We start from the raw sequence: 18,152 nt of genomic DNA on the forward strand, positions 1-18,152 counted from the left end.
TACCAAATTATGTCTACCAACCTGAGTGAACTCTCCGGCCGGAAGGGGCTACAAAATAACCTCTTCGACAAAATGGGCCAGCTCGCCCAAGATACGGGTACGCCCAGCCCGGAGGCCCTCGAAAAACTGGCCAACGAATTCCTCGTCGGGAAGGCCAACACCTATGGAACGGCGACCTTCTATGACTTTATGAAACCCGAAAATAAGGGTAAAAAAGTGTATGTCTGTAACGGGACAGCCTGTTTGTGTGCCGGAACGCAGGACAAGGTGATCGAGACCTTGAAAACGAATTTCGCGGCAGACGAAATTGGGCACATGACCTGCCTCGGCCGTTGCCATGAAAATGGCGCTTTTCATTATGCCGGGAAAAATTATTCGGGTACAGCCATTGGTGGATTGCAAGACATTTTACAATCCGATTCGGATAAAAACCAGGATGGTTACACGGCCAAAGCCAATGGAACGGCCATCCTTACGCAGCCTTTCACCAACATTAAGGCTTATTATGCCCCCTTTCGAGCAGCCTTGCAAAAAGATGCTGCCCATGTGCTTAACGAAATTAAAGCTTCTGGTGTTCGCGGGCGCGGTGGCGCGGGCTTCCCTATGGGCTTGAAACTGGAATTTTGTCGTAAAGAAGAAAGTGATACCAAGTTTATCATTTGCAATGCAGATGAAGGTGACCCCGGCGCTTATTCAGACCGCTACCTGCTAGAGCAACAACCTCACTCGGTACTCTTCGGTATGTTGATTGCTGGCTACGTGACCGGCGCAGCCCACGGTATTGTATACATTCGGGCAGAGTACCCAGAGGCAGTAACCATCACGCAAGCAGCCATCGACGAGCTGCGAACCGAAGGCCTGATTGGAGAAAATATAGCCGGGAGCGACTTTGATTTTGATTTTAAAATCATCCAGGCTCAGGGTTCCTATATCTGTGGCGAAGAAACCGCACTGATCAACTCTATCGAAGGGCAACGCCCGGAGGTACGTGTACGCCCACCTTACCCTGCTCAAAACGGCTTGTTCAACAAACCTACAGTCGTCAATAACGTCGAGACCTTGGCTACCCTTCACTATATTTTGGAGAACGGTGGCGCAGCCTGGAAAGCCATCGGCACCGATCGTTCTTCGGGCACCAAGCTCGTTAGTCTTGATGGCCTGTTCAACCACCCCGGCATCTACGAAGTAGAAATGGGCACCCCACTCACAGCGGTCATCTACGACTTGGGTGGCGGTTTTAATCGGCCAGTAAAAGCACTACAAATTGGCGGCCCTTTAGGTGGCTTGGTTCCTATTACCAAAGTCAGTGAGCTAACGATTGATTTCGAGTCCTTTTCACAAAATGGCTTCCTCTTGGGGCATGCTTCCGTTGTCGCTGTGCCCCAGGATTTTCCTATCATGAAGTTTATCGAACACTTGTTTGACTTTGCGGCCTACGAGAGTTGTGGGAAGTGCTTCCCCTGCCGGCTTGGCACCAAAAGAGGACAAGAACTGGCCACTAAAGCGCTGGAATCTGACTATAAGATTGACCGAAAACTTTTTACAGATTTACTGACCACCCTCGAACAGGGATCACTCTGCGCACACGGAGGAGGAATACCCTTGCCGGTGCGAAATGCTTTGCAGTACTTTGAGGAAGAGCTGAAGGAATATTTTAATTAAGAGCATGTTTAGGACTTGTTCCTACCAAACCAGCAGTTCTCACTTTGACTTTTTCTAGCCACGAAGACACGAAGACACGGAGGTTCTTATTGGATATCCCCTAAAAAAACTCCGTGTCTCGGTGTCTCTGTGGCAATTGTTCTGCAAAGTGAGAATTACTGCTACCAAACAAAATCAAGATGGTCCAAAAAAGTGAACAATATTCAGACGCCACCACCACCTTCGCCTTTGTCGACGGGCATCCTTTCTCCATCATTCCGGGCGAGACGATTCTCTCCTTTCTAAAAAGGCATAAAGGCGAAAACCTGGTGCCCACCCTTTGCGACGCACCGAATTTAGATCCCTTTGGCGCTTGTAGAGTATGTAGCGTAGAGGTCGCACTGGAACCCGATGGCCGGCGCAAAACCATGGCCTCTTGCCATACGCCCATCGCCGAAGGACAACATATCTTTCCCAGCTCTCCGGCTATTCAAGATTTACGGAAGAACATCATCGAACTCGTCCTTACCGACCACCCCCTCGACTGTCTGACCTGTGAGGTGAATGGCAATTGCGAGCTGCAAACGGTAGCGGCCCAGGTAGGCATCCGTGACGTGCGTTATCCGGAAGGAGAAACCCACCTGCACCGGGAAAAAGACCTGAGCCACCCTTACATGACTTCCGACCTTTCGAAGTGTATCAATTGCTATCGCTGTGTGCGGGCTTGTGATGAGGTACAGGGAGAGTTCGTCCTTAGCATGGCTGGCAGAGGCTTTGATGCCAAAATTGTCAAAGGCATCGACCAATCTTTTATGGATTCTGATTGTGTAAGTTGTGGCGCTTGCTCTCAGGCTTGTCCTACCTCTGCGATCTCGGATATCTTTCAGTCCAAGGCCATCACGGCTACCGAAACCACGCGCACCATCTGTACCTATTGTGGTGTGGGTTGCAACCTGGAAGTTTCCACCACCAACGGCGAAGTGGTCAGCATTCGCGCGCCCTACGATGCGGAAGTCAATCAAGGTCACACTTGCCTAAAAGGGCGTTATGCCTTCAAGTTTTATGATCACCCTGATCGGCTGACCTCGCCGCTGATCAAACGAGATGGCGTATTTGAAAAGGCGACTTGGGACGAGGCCTATGATTACATTGCCAACAAACTAACGAACTACAAGGCCGAATTTGGGCCTGACTATATTGCCGGCATTTCTTCTTCTCGTTGTACCAATGAGGAGAATTACCTGATGCAAAAATTCATTCGCGCCGTCATCGGCACCAACAACATTGACGGGTGCGCCAGGGTGTGCCACTCCCCTACTGCTTTGGGAATGCAGCGCACTTTTGGTACCGGCGCGGCGACCAACTCTATCCAAGACCTGCAACACACCAATTGTATTATGGTCATCGGTGCCAACCCGACGGACGCGCACCCTGTGACGGGAGCCAAGTTGAAGCAGTTCTCTATGAAACAGGATAATGTGAGCATCGTCATTGATCCTCGCAGAACAGAGCTGGCCCGCTACGCTGATTATCACCTGGCACTGCGCCCCGGCACCAATGTGGCGGTACTGAATATGATGATGCACTATATCCTGAAGGAAGGCTTGGCAGACACTAGCTTTATCGAAAGCAGAACCGAAGGTTTTGACGATTTCAAACAGCATCTCCTGCAATTGGATATTGATCAAATGGAAACAATATCCGGCGTAGACCGGGCGCTGGTTAGAGCAGCAGCCATCGCCTACGCATCGGCACCCAACGCGATGTCCTTTCATGGCCTAGGCGTTACAGAGCACTCACAGGGGACTTTTGCAGTGATGCAAATTGCCGATCTGGCCATGCTTACTGGCAATATTGGCCGCCCAGGTGTTGGGGTCAACCCCTTGCGCGGACAAAACAATGTGCAGGGAGCAGCCGACATGGGCGTGCAGCCACATCAGGGAGCAGGTTACCTCGACGTCACCAATCCAGAGATCAATCAACAGTACAATGATTTTTATGGGGTGACAGTACCAACTCACATCGGCTACAAAATCCCCGAGATGTTTGATGCCGCCCTGGAAGGCAAACTCAAAGCCATCTGGATCATTGGAGAAGATGTGGTACAAACCGACCCGAATACCCAAAAGGTCATCAAGGCCCTGGAGGCCACCGACCTAGTCATCGTGCAGGAACTCTTTATGACAGAAACCGCTAAATACGCCGATGTCGTTTTGCCCGGTGCGTCCTTCCTCGAAAAGAGCGGCACCTTTACCAATGGAGAAAGGCGCGTACAGGCCGTGCGCCAAGTGGTCGCCCCACTGCCCGGCACCAAGCCCGACGGACAGATCATCGTCGACATCATGAACCGGCTCGGCTACAATCAACCAGATTATACACCAGACGGGATGCTGGAAGAGATTTCTCAGATCGTTCCCTTCTTTGCTGGCATTCGTTGGGACGAATTGGACATCAATGGCAAACAATGGCCCGTAGCACCTGATGGTACTGATACCCAGATTTTGCACCAAACGGAATTTAAGCGCGGCCTCGGCTATTTTGAATTTAATGCGTTTGAGGAAAGCAAAGAGATCACCAGTCACGGCAAAGACTACCCCTACATCCTGACGACCAACAGGGAACTTGAACACTACAATTGTGGGGCCATGACCCGCCGTACCGGCAATGGAGAAATACTGAAGTCAGACTACCTCATGATTCACCCCGAAGATGCCGCTACCAACCTCATCAATGAGGGCGATTACGTCTGCCTGGAATCCCCCCGTGGCAAAGTAGACGTCAAAGCTCGCATCACCGACGAGGTCAACCCCGGTGTACTGAGCACCACTTTCCACTTTCCGGAAATCATGGTCAACAACATCACCTCCGACATCCACGATTCGGAGGCCATGTGCCCGGAATACAAGGTCGTAGCCGTACGAATCCGGAAGAGCAAGGGGAAGTTTAAGGTGGGGTAGTTAGCATTGCTTTTTTGAACCATATAAGGGATTATGAGGTCATTTAAGAAGGCAGATTTGGCGATCTTTTTTGAACCATATAAGGGATTATAAGGCCATTTAAGAAAAAAATAGGCGCTCTTAAATGGAGAGGAAACACCTCGAAGAGGTGGAATATTGGCAGAAAACGCTAAGCCAGAAAGGTGCAGCGCACCGCTGTCTCTATAGCAATATTTTAGATTTCCATGCCAGAGGTGCAGCGCACCGTGCTATATTCAATAGGATGGAGACTGTTCATTAATGTGTGTGTGTCTAACTAATTCTTCTTGACGGCAACTTCTTGACAATCAACAAGAAGAAAATCTCTGCGCGCCTGCCTGCAAGGCCAGTTTGCTGGCAGGCAGGTCTGCGGTTCTGCGCGAGACACACTTTAATGAGCAGTCTCAAGTAAGCCAACCATGACACACCTCTCCATTCGTATTCGGTCGATAAAACCTACTGAATAGCCTTATTTCATAGAAAAACAGGTCGTAAAAAGCACAAATTAAAATAAAACCCTATGAAAACCTACATCGATAAACTCCTATTATTTTTAGTACTTATTTGCAGCTGTAATACGAACGACAAGGATAACCAAGACATTTGGATTGGCACCTACTCAATTCATGATTTTGATACGGAAAACGAAATTATCCGCGACGGTCAAAGACGTTTATTAATATTTGAAAGTGATAGCCTAAGAGTAAAGGATTTCCCACATGAAATTTGGTCAGATGTGCCTCTTGATTTTGTCTATAAGTATCAATTGAAAGATGACATGCTGTTACTAAATGACAAGTCATTTGAAAGGATTGAAAGAAAGGTGTTTGAACGAAAATAAACTCATGATTAAGAGCTTGTTTCTCCCTCTCAAAAACACTTATTTCGGGCAGAAATACGTGTGTTCAAGCTAATCATCGTAATTTGCCATTTCTAAGTTACCCTATCCTACTTACTGTGAGACTTTCTACATTTCATTATGGCAACTAAAAAATTTGGAGCCTTCGGGGGCGTTTTCACTCCGTCTATCCTTACCATTNTTGGTGTTATCATGTATATGCGGCTCGGTTGGGTCGTGGGCAATGCGGGCCTCGTCGGGGCCATTCTCCTCATAGTGGTCGCACACGTCATTTCAGTGACTACAGGCTTGAGTATCTCTTCTATCGCAACGGACAAAAAAGTGGGTGCTGGTGGGGTCTACTACGTCTTGTCGCGTAGCCTCGGCCTTCCTATCGGTGGTGCCATTGGTATCACACTTTGGATTGCTACCGCCTTGAGTATCGCCTTGTACTTGGTAGGTTTTGCCGAAAGTTTCAATGCCTTTTTACACTTTGACACCTCTATCAACAACCTGAGGTTCACAGGGTCGATAGCCCTTGCCACTTTGGCCCTTATTGCGATTATTAGTACTTCGTTTGCCATCAAAACGCAGTATTTTATCATGGCGGCGATTATCATTTCCTTGGTCTCCATCTTCGCTGGAACCTGGGAGTTTGCCCCTGCTGAGGTACCTTCTTTCGGCCCACCTGAAGGGATTTCCATGATGAGCGTTTTCGCGATTCTCTTCCCTGCCGTCACTGGCTTCACAGCGGGTATTGCTATGTCCGGAGATTTGCTGGATCCCAAGAAATCTATCCCCCGAGGGACAATCGCTTCCATCGCTGTAGGTTTTGTGGTCTACGTAGCCCTGGCGATTTTTATGGCCTACGCCATCGATCCCGAGATGTTGCGCAACGACTACAACGTGCTCATGAAAATCGCGCTTTTTGCTCCTCCCGTAGTTGCAGGTATTTGGGGCGCGACGCTCTCCTCAGCCCTTGGTGGAATACTTGGTGGGCCGCGCATCCTACAAGCCATGTCTGTCGATCGCATTACGCCAAAAATTTTCGGCAATGGCGTTGGCAAAGACAAAGAACCCAGAAATGCACTATTGATCACCTTGCTAATCGCCGAAGGTGGCGTACTCATCGGCGAGCTAGACATGATCGCAGAAGTCTGTTCCATGTTCTACCTGGCGGCTTACGGATTTATCAACCTCTCCTTCTTCCTCGAAAGTTGGGCGAGCGCAGATTTCTCTCCGAGTTTCAAGGTAAAGCGCTGGATCGGGCTAATAGGGTTCATTGCCACCTTCGCAGTTATGTTCCAGTTGAACCCTGGCGCGATGGTTGCGGCATTTATTGTCATTGGCGGCATCTATGTCTTGCTCCAGCGCAGGCAACTCGCACTGAGTTCTGGTGACGTATGGATGAGCGTTTGGTCTTCTTTGATTCTGAAAGGGCTCCAAAAGATGGATGCGACCGATGACACCTCGCGCAATTGGAAACCCAACATTCTCCTTTTCTCAGGGGGAACCGAAAACAGGCCCCACTTGATTGAAATTTCTAAAGCGATTGCCGGAAAAGTGGGCATGGTCTCCAATTTCGATTTAGTGGAAAACCCCGACGCTGAGGTACTCTTCCCAAAACATAAACAATCCGTTCAAGACCCCATTCTCAAGGAACACGGCATATTTGGCCGCAGACAAGAAGTCAAGAATGTATTCCAAGGCATAGAGACCATCGCCAGCACTTATGGATTCTCTGGCGTAGAACCGAATACCGTTATGTTGGGCTGGGCCAAGAATACAAAAGATCCCATCTGGTTTGCACAAATGACCCAAAAGCTGATCGCGCTAGACTATAATGTGCTCTACCTTGACTACGACTGGAATCGAAAATTCGGTAAATACCAGCAAATTGATATCTGGTGGCATAATTTGAAAAACAATGTAGAGTTAACGCTCAACCTGATCAAGTTTATCAGCCGTTCCAATGAATGGAACAATGCCAAAATTCGAGTGATCCTCATCAACGACACGGGTAAGGAAGGCTACGAATACAGGATCAACAAAATGCTCGACAGTTATCGAATTAATGCCTCTGTCAAGGTGATAAACAATCATTTAGCCAAGAAGTCTTCGTATGACTTGATGAAGGCTGAAAGCCAAAACGCTGACCTCATCTTGGCAGGAATACCCGAAATCCCAGCAGGAGAGGAAAAGGAATTCGTTGAAAAAACCACTGAGATGTTCGAGTCTATCGCAACAACTTTGTTGGTCAAGACCAGCTCCACCCTTGGAGAGGATGTCGGCCAGTCAACCCCATTAGGAAGCGATGGTTTGTACCTCTCGGATACCGTAGAGGAAGATAAACTAATACCGCTCCCTGCTTTTCAGGCCGCAGATGCACAAAAACAATTCTCCGGTCTTGCGGAAGACATGGAACGGCTCACCAGCGACTTGGTCGATAATGAGTTGGCTTCTTTTGAAAATATTTTCCAATCCTTACTCAAGGATATCCACAAGATAGCAGTCCAACACCTACAGACTGATAACAGAGAGACGAAAGATACGCAGTTGCATTTGCTAAAAAGATCTAACGATAGGACAGACCTTTTCAGGGAAGAAGACCTCCCCTTCATGACGAAACGATTGGTTTTGTTTGGTAATAAAATGCTTGAATTCCCTCAACAGGCCACTTCAAAATTAAGCGCTCGAATTTCCATTAACAAGAAGAAAAGAGCTTATAGAAAGCCCGTAAAGATTTATCTCGAAAATAGATTCTTAGAGCATGCCGTACAAACCCAACTAAGGATTGGCGCAGCCACCGTCATTCTAACCGACATCCTCAAAGATGGGCTTATTGAAAGTAAAAAAGCACTCTCGATCCTCGGANATGGATCAGTTGACCATCGTGAGCTGCTAGATAAGCGTTTCGACGAAACAAACAGAAAAATACATGAGGTCTGCCAAAGACTAAAGCAGTCCGTAAAGAATGATGGACGAGAGATGCTCTCCAACCTGATAGGACTCTTGGAAGAGGATAAGAACGAAAAGGACGCGAATACAAAACGGAGTAACAAGCAGCGTAAAGCAATGCTATCCGATCTCAAAGACTACCCTCAACACTGGCTACACATCACAGATTTACTGTGCTCGAAGATGGCCACAGACATTAAACTGCAAGGGGTACAGCTGGTCATCGAGCAAGTCGGAGAACAGGTAAGGCAAGAACTCGACACCTCCATGACCATGGTCACCAAAGAACGGCTTGATGCTGTGGGACGCTGGCTCAACGAACTAGAAGACAATGTAACCTTCGATCACAACACAGTCCCTCAGGTTGATCAGCCACTTGTTTATGACAATATCCGCATCCAAAGCCTACTTTCCTGGGCTGAAACCGCTGGACAGGAACTCCCCGAACAACTGGAACTCATAAGGACCGATACCCTGAATGAAGTTTCTTTCCATCATGGAGACGAAGTAGAAGTACTCACTATTGACTCTCTCTCCAGCTTTACACATCTACTCACCGAGGTACTCCATAGCCCTGTGCGAAAGCAACAAACCCAGGCCTATCGAGAAAACATGGAAATACTCAGCAAGTTGCAGTATGACATCAGTAACATAGGTCAAAAAGCAGGCTTACTAAAGGCTGCTCCAGATCCTGATGAGATCAAGCGTTTGGCGATCAAAGCCAGGGAGAACTTACTCGTCTTGACCGAACGGTTCGACGCCCAAAATATCGAGATGGTCCAGCGGATCAAGGATATGATCCATACAGCTAACAGCGCGATGAACGCATCGTCCCTATTGGATTATGCAGTACATGTTATTCCTAAAGTGACAGGAAGCAACTCCGCCAATAGCTTGAAAAAATGGTTTGATCTGGCTTCGGAAAAAGCATCGCTATTTCTGGAAAAACTGAACAACTTATCCTCCGGAGCAACCAACGCACAGACGTTGACCCGGTCGGATCGATCCGTCAATCAGGCCAGGGTAAACATACACGACGCACTCAGAGCATACACGGATAAACTGAGTATCTCCGACAAAATCTATGAGCAGATTCCTTTCTACTACCGACAGCTATTCGTTGGCCGACAAGCCGCTAATGTCGACAGTCTTCGTCATCGCGAGCTAGAGCTGGAGCGAGCACTAAACATCATGACCCCCAAACATGGGCAAGGATCAAACCTCATCGTATTGGGCACACGGCTTTCTGGTAAAAGCTTCTTTGCAGAATCGCTTGCCAAAGAAATAAGCAATGGAAAAGTGGTCAAGATCAACCCTCCCGTTAACGGCAGTACTTCGATCATCGATCTTAAAAGGACCTTGAAAAAGCTGAGCGGCATCAACGACTCAGGCACCTCCGTCTTTAAAAGCGCCGAAGCAGGCACCATCTTCCTATTCGAAGACATCGAACTGTGGTGGAGCCGAGAGGACACCCAAAACAGGGCCATCAAACATTTGGTAGACCTCGTAAACAAGGAAGAACATAAAGGCAAAATCATCCTCACTTGTAATCCCTATGCCTTCAAAATCATGGAAAACCAAGGGCTTCTCAATGACCTTACGCTCCCCCGAATGTCAATGCTCCCCATGGATCGGACAGCCCTCAAAGATGTCTTGCTAGAACGGCATGCAGCCGGTGGACTAACCCTGAGCCTGAAAGGTAAAGGCGAAGATGCCCTCAGTAAAAAGGAGCTGCGTAAACTGATAGATCGCCATCATGAAAACGCTGCTGGGGTAATCGGAATAGCCCTGTATCAATGGCTGAACAATATCGATGCCTACCAGGAGGAAAAAATCAGCATTTCCATTCCGGTTGTTCTTCCATTCCCAAAGGTCGTAGATAAAGAATGGCTCGTACTTATCGGCCAATTCATCATCCACAAGCATTTGGATGCACAGCGCGTACAAAAACTCTTTAAATACAGAGACAAGGACAAGGCAGATAGAATGATCACTCAACTCTTGGCAGATGGCGTACTCGAAGATGTACTGGGCAGCACCTTTCGGTTGAACCCGCTTGTCGAAACAGCCTTCATCAAGGAGGCAGAATCATGGGGCTTAATTTAAGGTGAGATTGGCCTTTGAGGATTCCTAAAAAGCAAAGACTTCCAAGACCAATCTCACTGTATTAGGTACTTGGTACAGGGTACAGGGATTTGATAACCCCAGGTTCGAGGTTATACTAATTACCGTCTACTAGTACCGTGAGTTCGTATCGCTAANAACAAGACGCTTAGACATAGACCTTACTTTAACCATATTGAAATGGAAAATTCGATAGACGAAATGCAACAGTTGCTCAACAATGAATTACCAGGCGCTGGCTATGTCGTGTGGACAGTCTTGATAGGGCTGCTCATCGGCCTGGCTTACAGGCTCATCAAACGAATACTTCTTCCCGCTTTAGGGCACGGAAGAAAAGCTCGGCAATGGCAGTGGCGACTAGATATTATCGAGCGGCTCTACCTCCCCATTTTGGCCTTAGCCATCTTGGTCAGTATCCTCATCAGCAGCCCGCTTGTCGGCGTCGTTCTCACCACCATTCTGGTATTACTGCTCTACAAACCCATGAAAAACTACGTGCTCGGCGTCATCTACCACGCCGGCAATATTTACGCCATCGGTCAGCGCATCATCGTTCGCAACCAGCATGGCTCTATACATTCCTTCAACGCCCTGAGCCTTGAGATGGAACTAGGAGACGGTTCCATGCTCGACATTCCGTACGACATTTTCAGCAGCGCCATTATCGTACGCAGCAGCCCCAAGTCGGGCGTACTCAGCCACAGCATCGAACTGGCGATCTCCAAACCATGCGACATTGCCAATGTAAAGCAGTCTATCCGGGTATCCCTGCTATCCATGCCTTACGTTTTGCCCAACCAAAAAATCACCATCGAACACCTTTCCGACAAAGACGATCACTACCTCATCAAGGTCATCATCCACGGCTTAGACAAAAACCAAATGTATGAGGTCGAAAGTAGACTAAAAGCAACATTCACCAAGGGAGAAATAAAGAAAGTAAGTTGATTTTGGGGCCATGCCTTCTCCCGTCCCGACTTTTCTAGTCGGGACGGGATCGGCACCAGGCTGTCGGTCGCTACCGCTCCTGCCCATCCTTTGTCCTGCTCCTCCGTCCGCCGCGCTCCGGCCTACTGGCCTGCGCACTAACTGTTTACTAGACACATCAAAGGTTTATCAAGAAGGATTGATGAAGAAAAAAGTCCCTCTCTGGGGTGAAAATTTGGTAGAAAATCTTAATTTTCAACATTATCGCTCATGTTAGTTTCCGAACTAACATGCTATATCCCGCTGGTCTTCTGACCAGCAATCAGTATTACCATTTTACGCTGGTCAGAAGACCAGAAAGATAAGTCCCGACCAAAAAGGTCGGGATAGTCTGGAGACTACGACAAGCCTACATAATTGAGATGTGTCCCAACCGTAGAGTGCGATCATACGATTGGGGCGCATTTCAACCAAGATAAAAAGCGGAGAAAACACCTCGGAGAGGTGAAACATTGGTAAGAAAGGACAAAAACGACGAACCGACCTCGGATGAGGTCGCATATAGTATTAGGCTGTTCATTGACAAGAAAAATGTATTTTTGAATACCGTAGGCGATATACAGGATTTCACTTTCCCAAACAGCCTTGGTTGTGACTCCACCGTGTCGGTAACTGTAACCGGATGGCCAAGTACAAGTGAAGAATTAACTTTTGAAACCTGCACAGGTCAGGCCATCGAGTACAACGGAATCAACATACCCGCTGGGGAGCAACGAACCTTTACTTTTGAAAACAGCTATGGTTGTGACTCGCTCATCACCGTTATGGTGAACAGTAAAGGGCTCACTGAAACAGCATTTGTTCCAAATATTTTCAGCCCAAACAATGATGGTATCAATGATTGTTTTGAGGTGTACACCAAAGCTGGTTTAGTCTCCCAAAATTATAAAATGCAGATCTTTGACCGCTGGGGAGGTCTGGTTTTCAGCTCTGCCGATCCCAATGTCTGCTGGGATGGTGACGTGAGAGGTAAGCCCGCCGCAACAGGCGTTTATGTTTGGGTTTTAGAAATGGAAACACAAGCTTGCGCAGAACTGCAAACCCTAAAAGGAGATGTCACTTTGATTCGGTAATCAACGACATAGCTGACCTTGATTATAATGCTGTTCTTCAGTCAATTCCAAGTATGAAACACATCGCAAAAAGTATTCCCAAAAAAGGGAGTCTAACAAATGGTGATGCTTATAACTTCTTCGAAGACAGCACGGTAACAATTGCTGTCGTTGCGGATGGTGTTGGTGGAAATCCCTGCGATTGGAAAGCATCTGAACAGGCCTGTCAGGATTTAGTGTCTTTTTATCAAGACGAATACAGCAACTTGGGCGTAAAAGAAGGCATTGCCAATAGCCTGAAGAAAACCTACGCTAAAATTTATCAGACAAAAGGTAAGTGTGAAGGAATGTTAACCACCCTAATTGCTATAATAATTAACAAGCTGACCAACGAATATTTCTATTTTGGCATTGGCGATAGCCTAATTCTGAAATTCGAAAATGACAAAATGGAGGAATTAACGCCTGAATGTGCTTTTAGAATTCAGCCAGATCTGCTGCCAAGTAAGGTCAGAAATGGCGGGAAATTAACTAAAAACACTTCTTTTGCATTAATGACCGACGGAATTTCTACCAATAGAAAGAGATACCGAGAAGAATTAGCATTAGTGCTCCTATCGGAAAACTGGGAGCGTAAATTTGATGAAATCATGCAATTAAATCAGTTAACCCAATTCGACGATATGACCTTAATGCTCCTAAAAAAATAAGCACCTATTTACATGGAAAACCTACTACCAACAACACATCTACAATTACCCTTTCAATTCGACGTAAGTAAATTACAAGGCGAACTGAAATCCATCTTGAAAACGAAATGGGTACCACATTTTAATAAAGACGGGTATGATGGCAAATGGAATTCAATAGCCCTATACGCCAAGGATGGTGATCCATCGAATATTTTCGCTACAGGTGGTGATCATCTAAAAGAAACCACCATCCTAAACAACAGCCCCTACTTTAAAGAAGTGATCAACCAATTCAAGTGCCCTTTACTTTCGGTACGCTTATTAAAGCTTGAAAAAGGGGCATTTATAAAACCTCATCGCGACTATAAACTGGGCTACGAGGACGATAACTTCAGGCTCCATATCCCCATTATCACGAATAAAGATGTAGACTTTGTTCTTGACGGACTAAAACTAGAGATGAAGGAAGGGGAATGCTGGTATACGAATGTCAACTACATCCATTCCGTTTCGAACAAGGGTAAATCAAATAGAATCCATCTTGTTATCGACGGCAAAAGGAATAGCTGGTCAGATGATCTATTTTTTTCCTTAGCCCCTAAAGAAAGTTTCTTTCCAGAAAAAAAAAGCAGCTATTCTCTGGAAATGATGAAAGGTATGATTGAAGAATTGAAATTAATAAATACCCCAGTCGCTCTTGAAACAATTGAAGAACTCCAAAGCAAAATAAGCGCATTCGGGACCGCTGAATTATAGGAGTGTACTACAATTTAGGGTCAGCGAAGAGGTTCTTCATGGCGAAATAGGCCTTAAATGCCGAGAACCAATAGACTTGTTACAAAGCTGTTAAACGATTTCAAAACAAAACATCACCATCCTTTTTTACCTAGTTTTGAACTTGACTTTGCCATAGGCATGCCGCATAGCGGGGCCTTCGGCATCGTCCACGCATCCCTTTACAAATTCCGGCATTTTGCCGAAAGCCCAGCCTAAAGTAGCTATCCAAAACACCAATATGAGAACTGCCCTTTTTCTTATCTGTAGCTTATCATTAAGCACCATTGTATTTGCTCAAAGTCAAAAAGACCGCCTCGATATTTTTATTGATTGCCAGATGTACTGCGATTGGGTTTATATCAAACAGGAAATTCAATTTGTCAATTATATGCAGAATCGGCAGGAGGCAGATGTTTATATTTTGGCGACTCGGCAAAGCACTGGGGCTGGTGGTCGTGAAGTGCAGTTAGCGTTTATTGGGAACAATGAATTCTCTGGCATCCAGGATACGATCAAGTATTTCACCGACCCCAATGCGACTGATGCGATTGAACGGGAACAATTAGTCAATACGCTCAAAAAAGGGTTACTCCAGTTTTTGGTACAAACCTCTATGATTGATCAAATCACCTATGCGATTGAACCGGAAGAGATCGAAGAAGGAATGGAAGCAACGGAAGAGAACGATGATCCTTGGAACAACTGGGTTTTTAATATTGGAGGTAATGGCTGGATGAATGGCGAATCTACTTATTCCAATGTAGATTTGACAGGGCGTTTTTCAGCCTCTAAAGTGACGAATGAGCATAAATTCAATTTCTCCACCCGTTATAATTATGAGACATCCACTTTCAAATTAACCGACGGTGATGAGACTTATGTCATCAAAAGTTATAATGCCCGTCTTGAATATGTCAAAAGTTTAGGTCCCAATTGGTCGGTCGGTTTTAAGACCCGAACGGGTTCTAGCACTTTTGGAAACATGGATATTTCTACTACTTTCAAACCTGCCATCGAATACAATGTCTTCCCTTATGAGGAGGCAAGTACCCGCCGCTTTAGTTTCAATTACTCGATAGGGCCTGAGTATTATAATTATACCGACACAACGATTTATGACCTATTATCTGAAACGCGAATGCGCCACGGTTTGGACATTGAATTCAACCAAACACAAAAATGGGGGAACGTTTCTTTAGACATTGGTATTCAGCAATATTTACATGATTTTGAATTATTCAATGCCTACATTAATCCCAACATCGAATGGCAGATTTTCAAAGGATTGAGTATTGACTTTGGTGGTTATGCCTCTTTTGTACGCGACCGAATCAATATTGCCAAATCAGATATTTCAGACGAAGACATTCTCCTACAAATAAAACAACTGGATACCGATTTCACCTACTTCACTTACTTTGGCTTGAACTATCGTTTTGGGTCTAAGTATAATAATTTCGTAAATCCGCGATTTTAATACTTGACCCTTAGCTTGACTTTCGGCATTCGCCGAAAGTCGTAGAAGGATTAAAGGTAGAAGGTATAGGGATTTGAAACTGAAGGAGGATAGCTACCGTTTAATTTCCAACTTCCGCTTTTTTAGGCCCTTGTTGGGAATTGATCCTTCTGCGTTTTCTGATCCCTGTACCCTGTACCATAGGCGCGCGAAGCAAGCCGAACTCTGAGGACTGAAAGGACGATCACCGAAGGTTATCCCCGTACGGACTTTTGCCGAAAGTCCAGCTTAGAGCTTGTTACAAAGCTGTTAAACGATCTAAAAACAAAATCTCACCATTGTTTTTTACCTAGTTTTAGGCAGCTTCTTAATCATGCCACGCGCAAGGTAGTATCGTAACAAAACCAACTGATGAAAAATATTCTAACAATTACCTCCCTTTTATTCTGCTCCTTTTTATTACGAGGTCAGGAAAATGAACATTTATTTTTCCTGGAAACGGATACCAGTTGGAGAAAAGAAATGTTTATTTTCCCTATCAATTTTGCACGCGACATTGATTATCAAGGAGTAGAAGATGCGAGGTTCCCAAGAGGCTGGGAGGAACAAGATAGTCCTAACTTTTGGTCTTATGCTTACGCATGGAACTTGGAAAACAGCGGCGATGTCACGGAAGCCGATTTGGAGACCAGTTTGCAAAAATATTTCGTTGGTTTAATGCGCTGGGAAGAGACAAGCGTTCAACTCTCAACAACCAACAACGCCGTTTTCACAGGAGTGGTTAAGACCATGGATGCTTTTTTCACCAAAGAACCAATGGATCTAAATGTTCTTGTAGAAAAAACATACTGCGAAGAGAAAAACAAGTCCATCATACTTTTTCGGTTTTCTCCAAAGGGGTTTGAAGCCGATGTCTGGAACAAATTAAAAGAAGTACAGCTCCCCCTTGCCATCGCCTCATGTGAAGAAACCAAGGTTAAAAAAATCCACGACCTCATTCAGGCTTGTTCTGACTACGGGCAATTTAACGGGTCTGTGCTAGTGGCAGAAAATGGTGAAATTATTTACAAGAATGGCTTCGGACAAGCTAACATGGAGTGGAACATTCCGAACAAACCGGATACAAAACACCGGCTAGCCTCCATCACCAAACAGTTCACCGCGATGGCTATTGTACAACTCGTAGCAGAAAACAAGTTGGAATTGAATCAGCCTATCACTACCTATCTCCCCGATTACCCCAAAGCAACCGGAGACAGCGTAACTATTCACCACTTACTCACTCACACTTCTGGCATCCCGAACTACACCTCCTTCCCCAGCTACAGAGAGGTGATGCGTGCCCCACATAGCGCGATGGAACTGGTAAGCCTTTTTGCTGACTTACCGCTTGAATTCACTCCCGGAGAACAATTTGCTTATAGCAATTCGGGGTACGTTCTTTTGGGTGTCCTAATTGAAAAAATCACGGGAAAACCTTACGAACAAGTATTACAAGACAAAATATTTTCACCGCTCGAAATGAACGACACTGGTTATGACCAGCACCGTACGATCTTGGAGAACAGAGCATCGGGCTATAATAAGATTGCAAATACGTTTGAAAGCGCCAGCTATATTGACATGTCTGTCGCGTTTGCAGCAGGAGCCTTGTATTCAACCGTCGAAGACCTTTACCGCTGGGACCAAGCTTTGTATACGGAGAAGTTGTTGCCCAAAGAATACATGGATTTACTATTTGACACACATATTGCTGCCTGGGGGCAACACTATGGCTATGGCTGGGAAATTGGTAAACTTCGCATAGGAAACACCCAGGAATACACACAAACAATTAGCCATGGAGGTAATATAAATGGCTTTAATACCCAGATCACACGGATACCAGCTAGTCAGTCATTAATCCTATTGTTTAACAATACTGGCTTAGCCCCTCTTTATGATATGACTACCGCTATAAATGGGATCCTTCACGACAAACCCTATATCTCTCCGAAAAGGTCTATGGCTTATGCCTTGTTAGACAAAATTCAAAAAGACGGGATTGCCCCAGCACTTTTATACTATAATGAAATCAAAAAATCGGATGATTATCATCTCAATGAAAACGAGATGAATTTATCAGGCTATCAGTTAATACAATCAGGAAAAGTAGAAGATGCCGCAGCTGTTTTCAAGCTCAATGCCGAGGCATTTCCAAATTCATTTAATGTTTATGACAGTTATGGCGAAGCACTTATGATGCTTGGAGATACCGCCCAAGCTATTGAAAATTACAAGAAGTCCGTTCAATTAAATCCAAATAATGAAAACGGCATTCAAATATTGAAAGGACTAGGAATAGACACCGAATCTCTGATTACAAAAGTTCCTGTTGAACATTTGAGACTATTAGCCGGAGAATATATGGCAACGGACCAACCCAATGATTGGAAGATTGTAATAGAGGAGTTGAATGGAGAGTTGTTTGGTAATGATGGAGGCTATAGATACAAATTAAACCCTATTGGAAATGACAAATTCATCAATCCGGATGATGGAGCAACAGTAGTTTTCGACACTAAGGATAAAACCGCAATTACTTTTGTGATTTTCGGAAGGGTCAATTTTAAAAAGGTGAAATAATTAACACGATGCATAATTTCCAAACGA

General features: G+C 45.6%; 10 protein-coding genes. All 10 read left to right on the plus strand.

Features of this window, described 5'->3' with window-relative positions:
• Positions 1 to 9 precede the first annotated feature (9 nt).
• The 10 genes from A3EU_RS0102525 (at position 10) to A3EU_RS33450 (ending at position 18,125) form a co-directional block, all read left to right on the plus strand.
• A complete protein-coding gene (locus A3EU_RS0102525) occupies positions 10 to 1,662 on the plus strand; it encodes an NADH-ubiquinone oxidoreductase-F iron-sulfur binding region domain-containing protein (RefSeq protein ID WP_026211189.1) in 1,653 nt (550 codons plus the stop codon).
• Positions 1,663 to 1,841: 179 nt separating this feature from the next.
• Complete coding sequence (fdhF, locus tag A3EU_RS0102530; protein ID WP_020534550.1) at positions 1,842 to 4,598, plus strand: formate dehydrogenase subunit alpha; 2,757 nt, start codon at positions 1,842 to 1,844, stop codon at positions 4,596 to 4,598.
• Between the two features lie 538 nt (positions 4,599 to 5,136).
• Positions 5,137 to 5,457, plus strand: coding sequence for a hypothetical protein (locus tag A3EU_RS0102540; protein WP_020534552.1), 321 nt, complete (start codon positions 5,137 to 5,139; stop codon positions 5,455 to 5,457).
• Positions 5,458 to 5,595: 138 nt separating this feature from the next.
• Positions 5,596 to 10,518, plus strand: coding sequence for an amino acid permease (locus tag A3EU_RS33445; protein WP_020534553.1), 4,923 nt, complete (start codon positions 5,596 to 5,598; stop codon positions 10,516 to 10,518).
• A 198-nt stretch (positions 10,519 to 10,716) separates the two neighbouring features.
• On the plus strand, positions 10,717 to 11,484 hold the full coding sequence (locus A3EU_RS0102550; protein ID WP_020534554.1) for a mechanosensitive ion channel domain-containing protein: 768 nt from the start codon (positions 10,717 to 10,719) through the stop codon (positions 11,482 to 11,484).
• Between the two features lie 578 nt (positions 11,485 to 12,062).
• Positions 12,063 to 12,596 (plus strand): T9SS type B sorting domain-containing protein, encoded by a 534-nt coding sequence (locus A3EU_RS0102555; RefSeq protein ID WP_156825626.1) that lies wholly within the window; start codon positions 12,063 to 12,065, stop codon positions 12,594 to 12,596.
• Positions 12,597 to 12,649: 53 nt separating this feature from the next.
• Complete coding sequence (locus A3EU_RS0102560; RefSeq protein ID WP_020534556.1) at positions 12,650 to 13,285, plus strand: protein phosphatase 2C domain-containing protein; 636 nt, start codon at positions 12,650 to 12,652, stop codon at positions 13,283 to 13,285.
• A 12-nt stretch (positions 13,286 to 13,297) separates the two neighbouring features.
• Positions 13,298 to 14,023, plus strand: a complete 726-nt coding sequence (locus A3EU_RS0102565; protein ID WP_020534557.1) for an aspartyl/asparaginyl beta-hydroxylase domain-containing protein — start codon at positions 13,298 to 13,300, stop codon at positions 14,021 to 14,023.
• A gap of 259 nt (positions 14,024 to 14,282) precedes the next feature.
• The gene (locus A3EU_RS0102575) at positions 14,283 to 15,521 is read left to right on the plus strand and encodes a hypothetical protein (RefSeq protein ID WP_156825627.1); all 1,239 of its coding nucleotides are present in this window, start codon (positions 14,283 to 14,285) and stop codon (positions 15,519 to 15,521) included.
• 390 nt (positions 15,522 to 15,911) lie between these two features.
• The gene (locus A3EU_RS33450; RefSeq protein WP_020534560.1) at positions 15,912 to 18,125 is read left to right on the plus strand and encodes a serine hydrolase; all 2,214 of its coding nucleotides are present in this window, start codon (positions 15,912 to 15,914) and stop codon (positions 18,123 to 18,125) included.
• The last annotated feature ends 27 nt before the right edge of the window (positions 18,126 to 18,152 follow it).

Source organism: Lewinella cohaerens DSM 23179, assembly GCF_000379805.1.
Taxonomy (GTDB): domain Bacteria; phylum Bacteroidota; class Bacteroidia; order Chitinophagales; family Saprospiraceae; genus Lewinella; species Lewinella cohaerens.

Bases quoted from the DNA above. Each gene is read 5' to 3' on its own strand.
- fdhF (WP_020534550.1), top strand. From the start codon at position 1,842: ATGGTCCAAAAAAGTGAACAATATTCAGACGCCACCACCACCTTCGCC.
- A3EU_RS0102575 (WP_156825627.1), top strand. From the start codon at position 14,283: ATGAGAACTGCCCTTTTTCTTATCTGTAGCTTATCATTAAGCACCATT.
- A3EU_RS0102525 (WP_026211189.1), top strand. From the start codon at position 10: ATGTCTACCAACCTGAGTGAACTCTCCGGCCGGAAGGGGCTACAAAAT.
- A3EU_RS33450 (WP_020534560.1), top strand. From the start codon at position 15,912: ATGAAAAATATTCTAACAATTACCTCCCTTTTATTCTGCTCCTTTTTA.
- A3EU_RS0102565 (WP_020534557.1), top strand. From the start codon at position 13,298: ATGGAAAACCTACTACCAACAACACATCTACAATTACCCTTTCAATTC.
- A3EU_RS0102540 (WP_020534552.1), top strand. From the start codon at position 5,137: ATGAAAACCTACATCGATAAACTCCTATTATTTTTAGTACTTATTTGC.
- A3EU_RS0102560 (WP_020534556.1), top strand. From the start codon at position 12,650: ATGAAACACATCGCAAAAAGTATTCCCAAAAAAGGGAGTCTAACAAAT.
- A3EU_RS0102550 (WP_020534554.1), top strand. From the start codon at position 10,717: ATGGAAAATTCGATAGACGAAATGCAACAGTTGCTCAACAATGAATTA.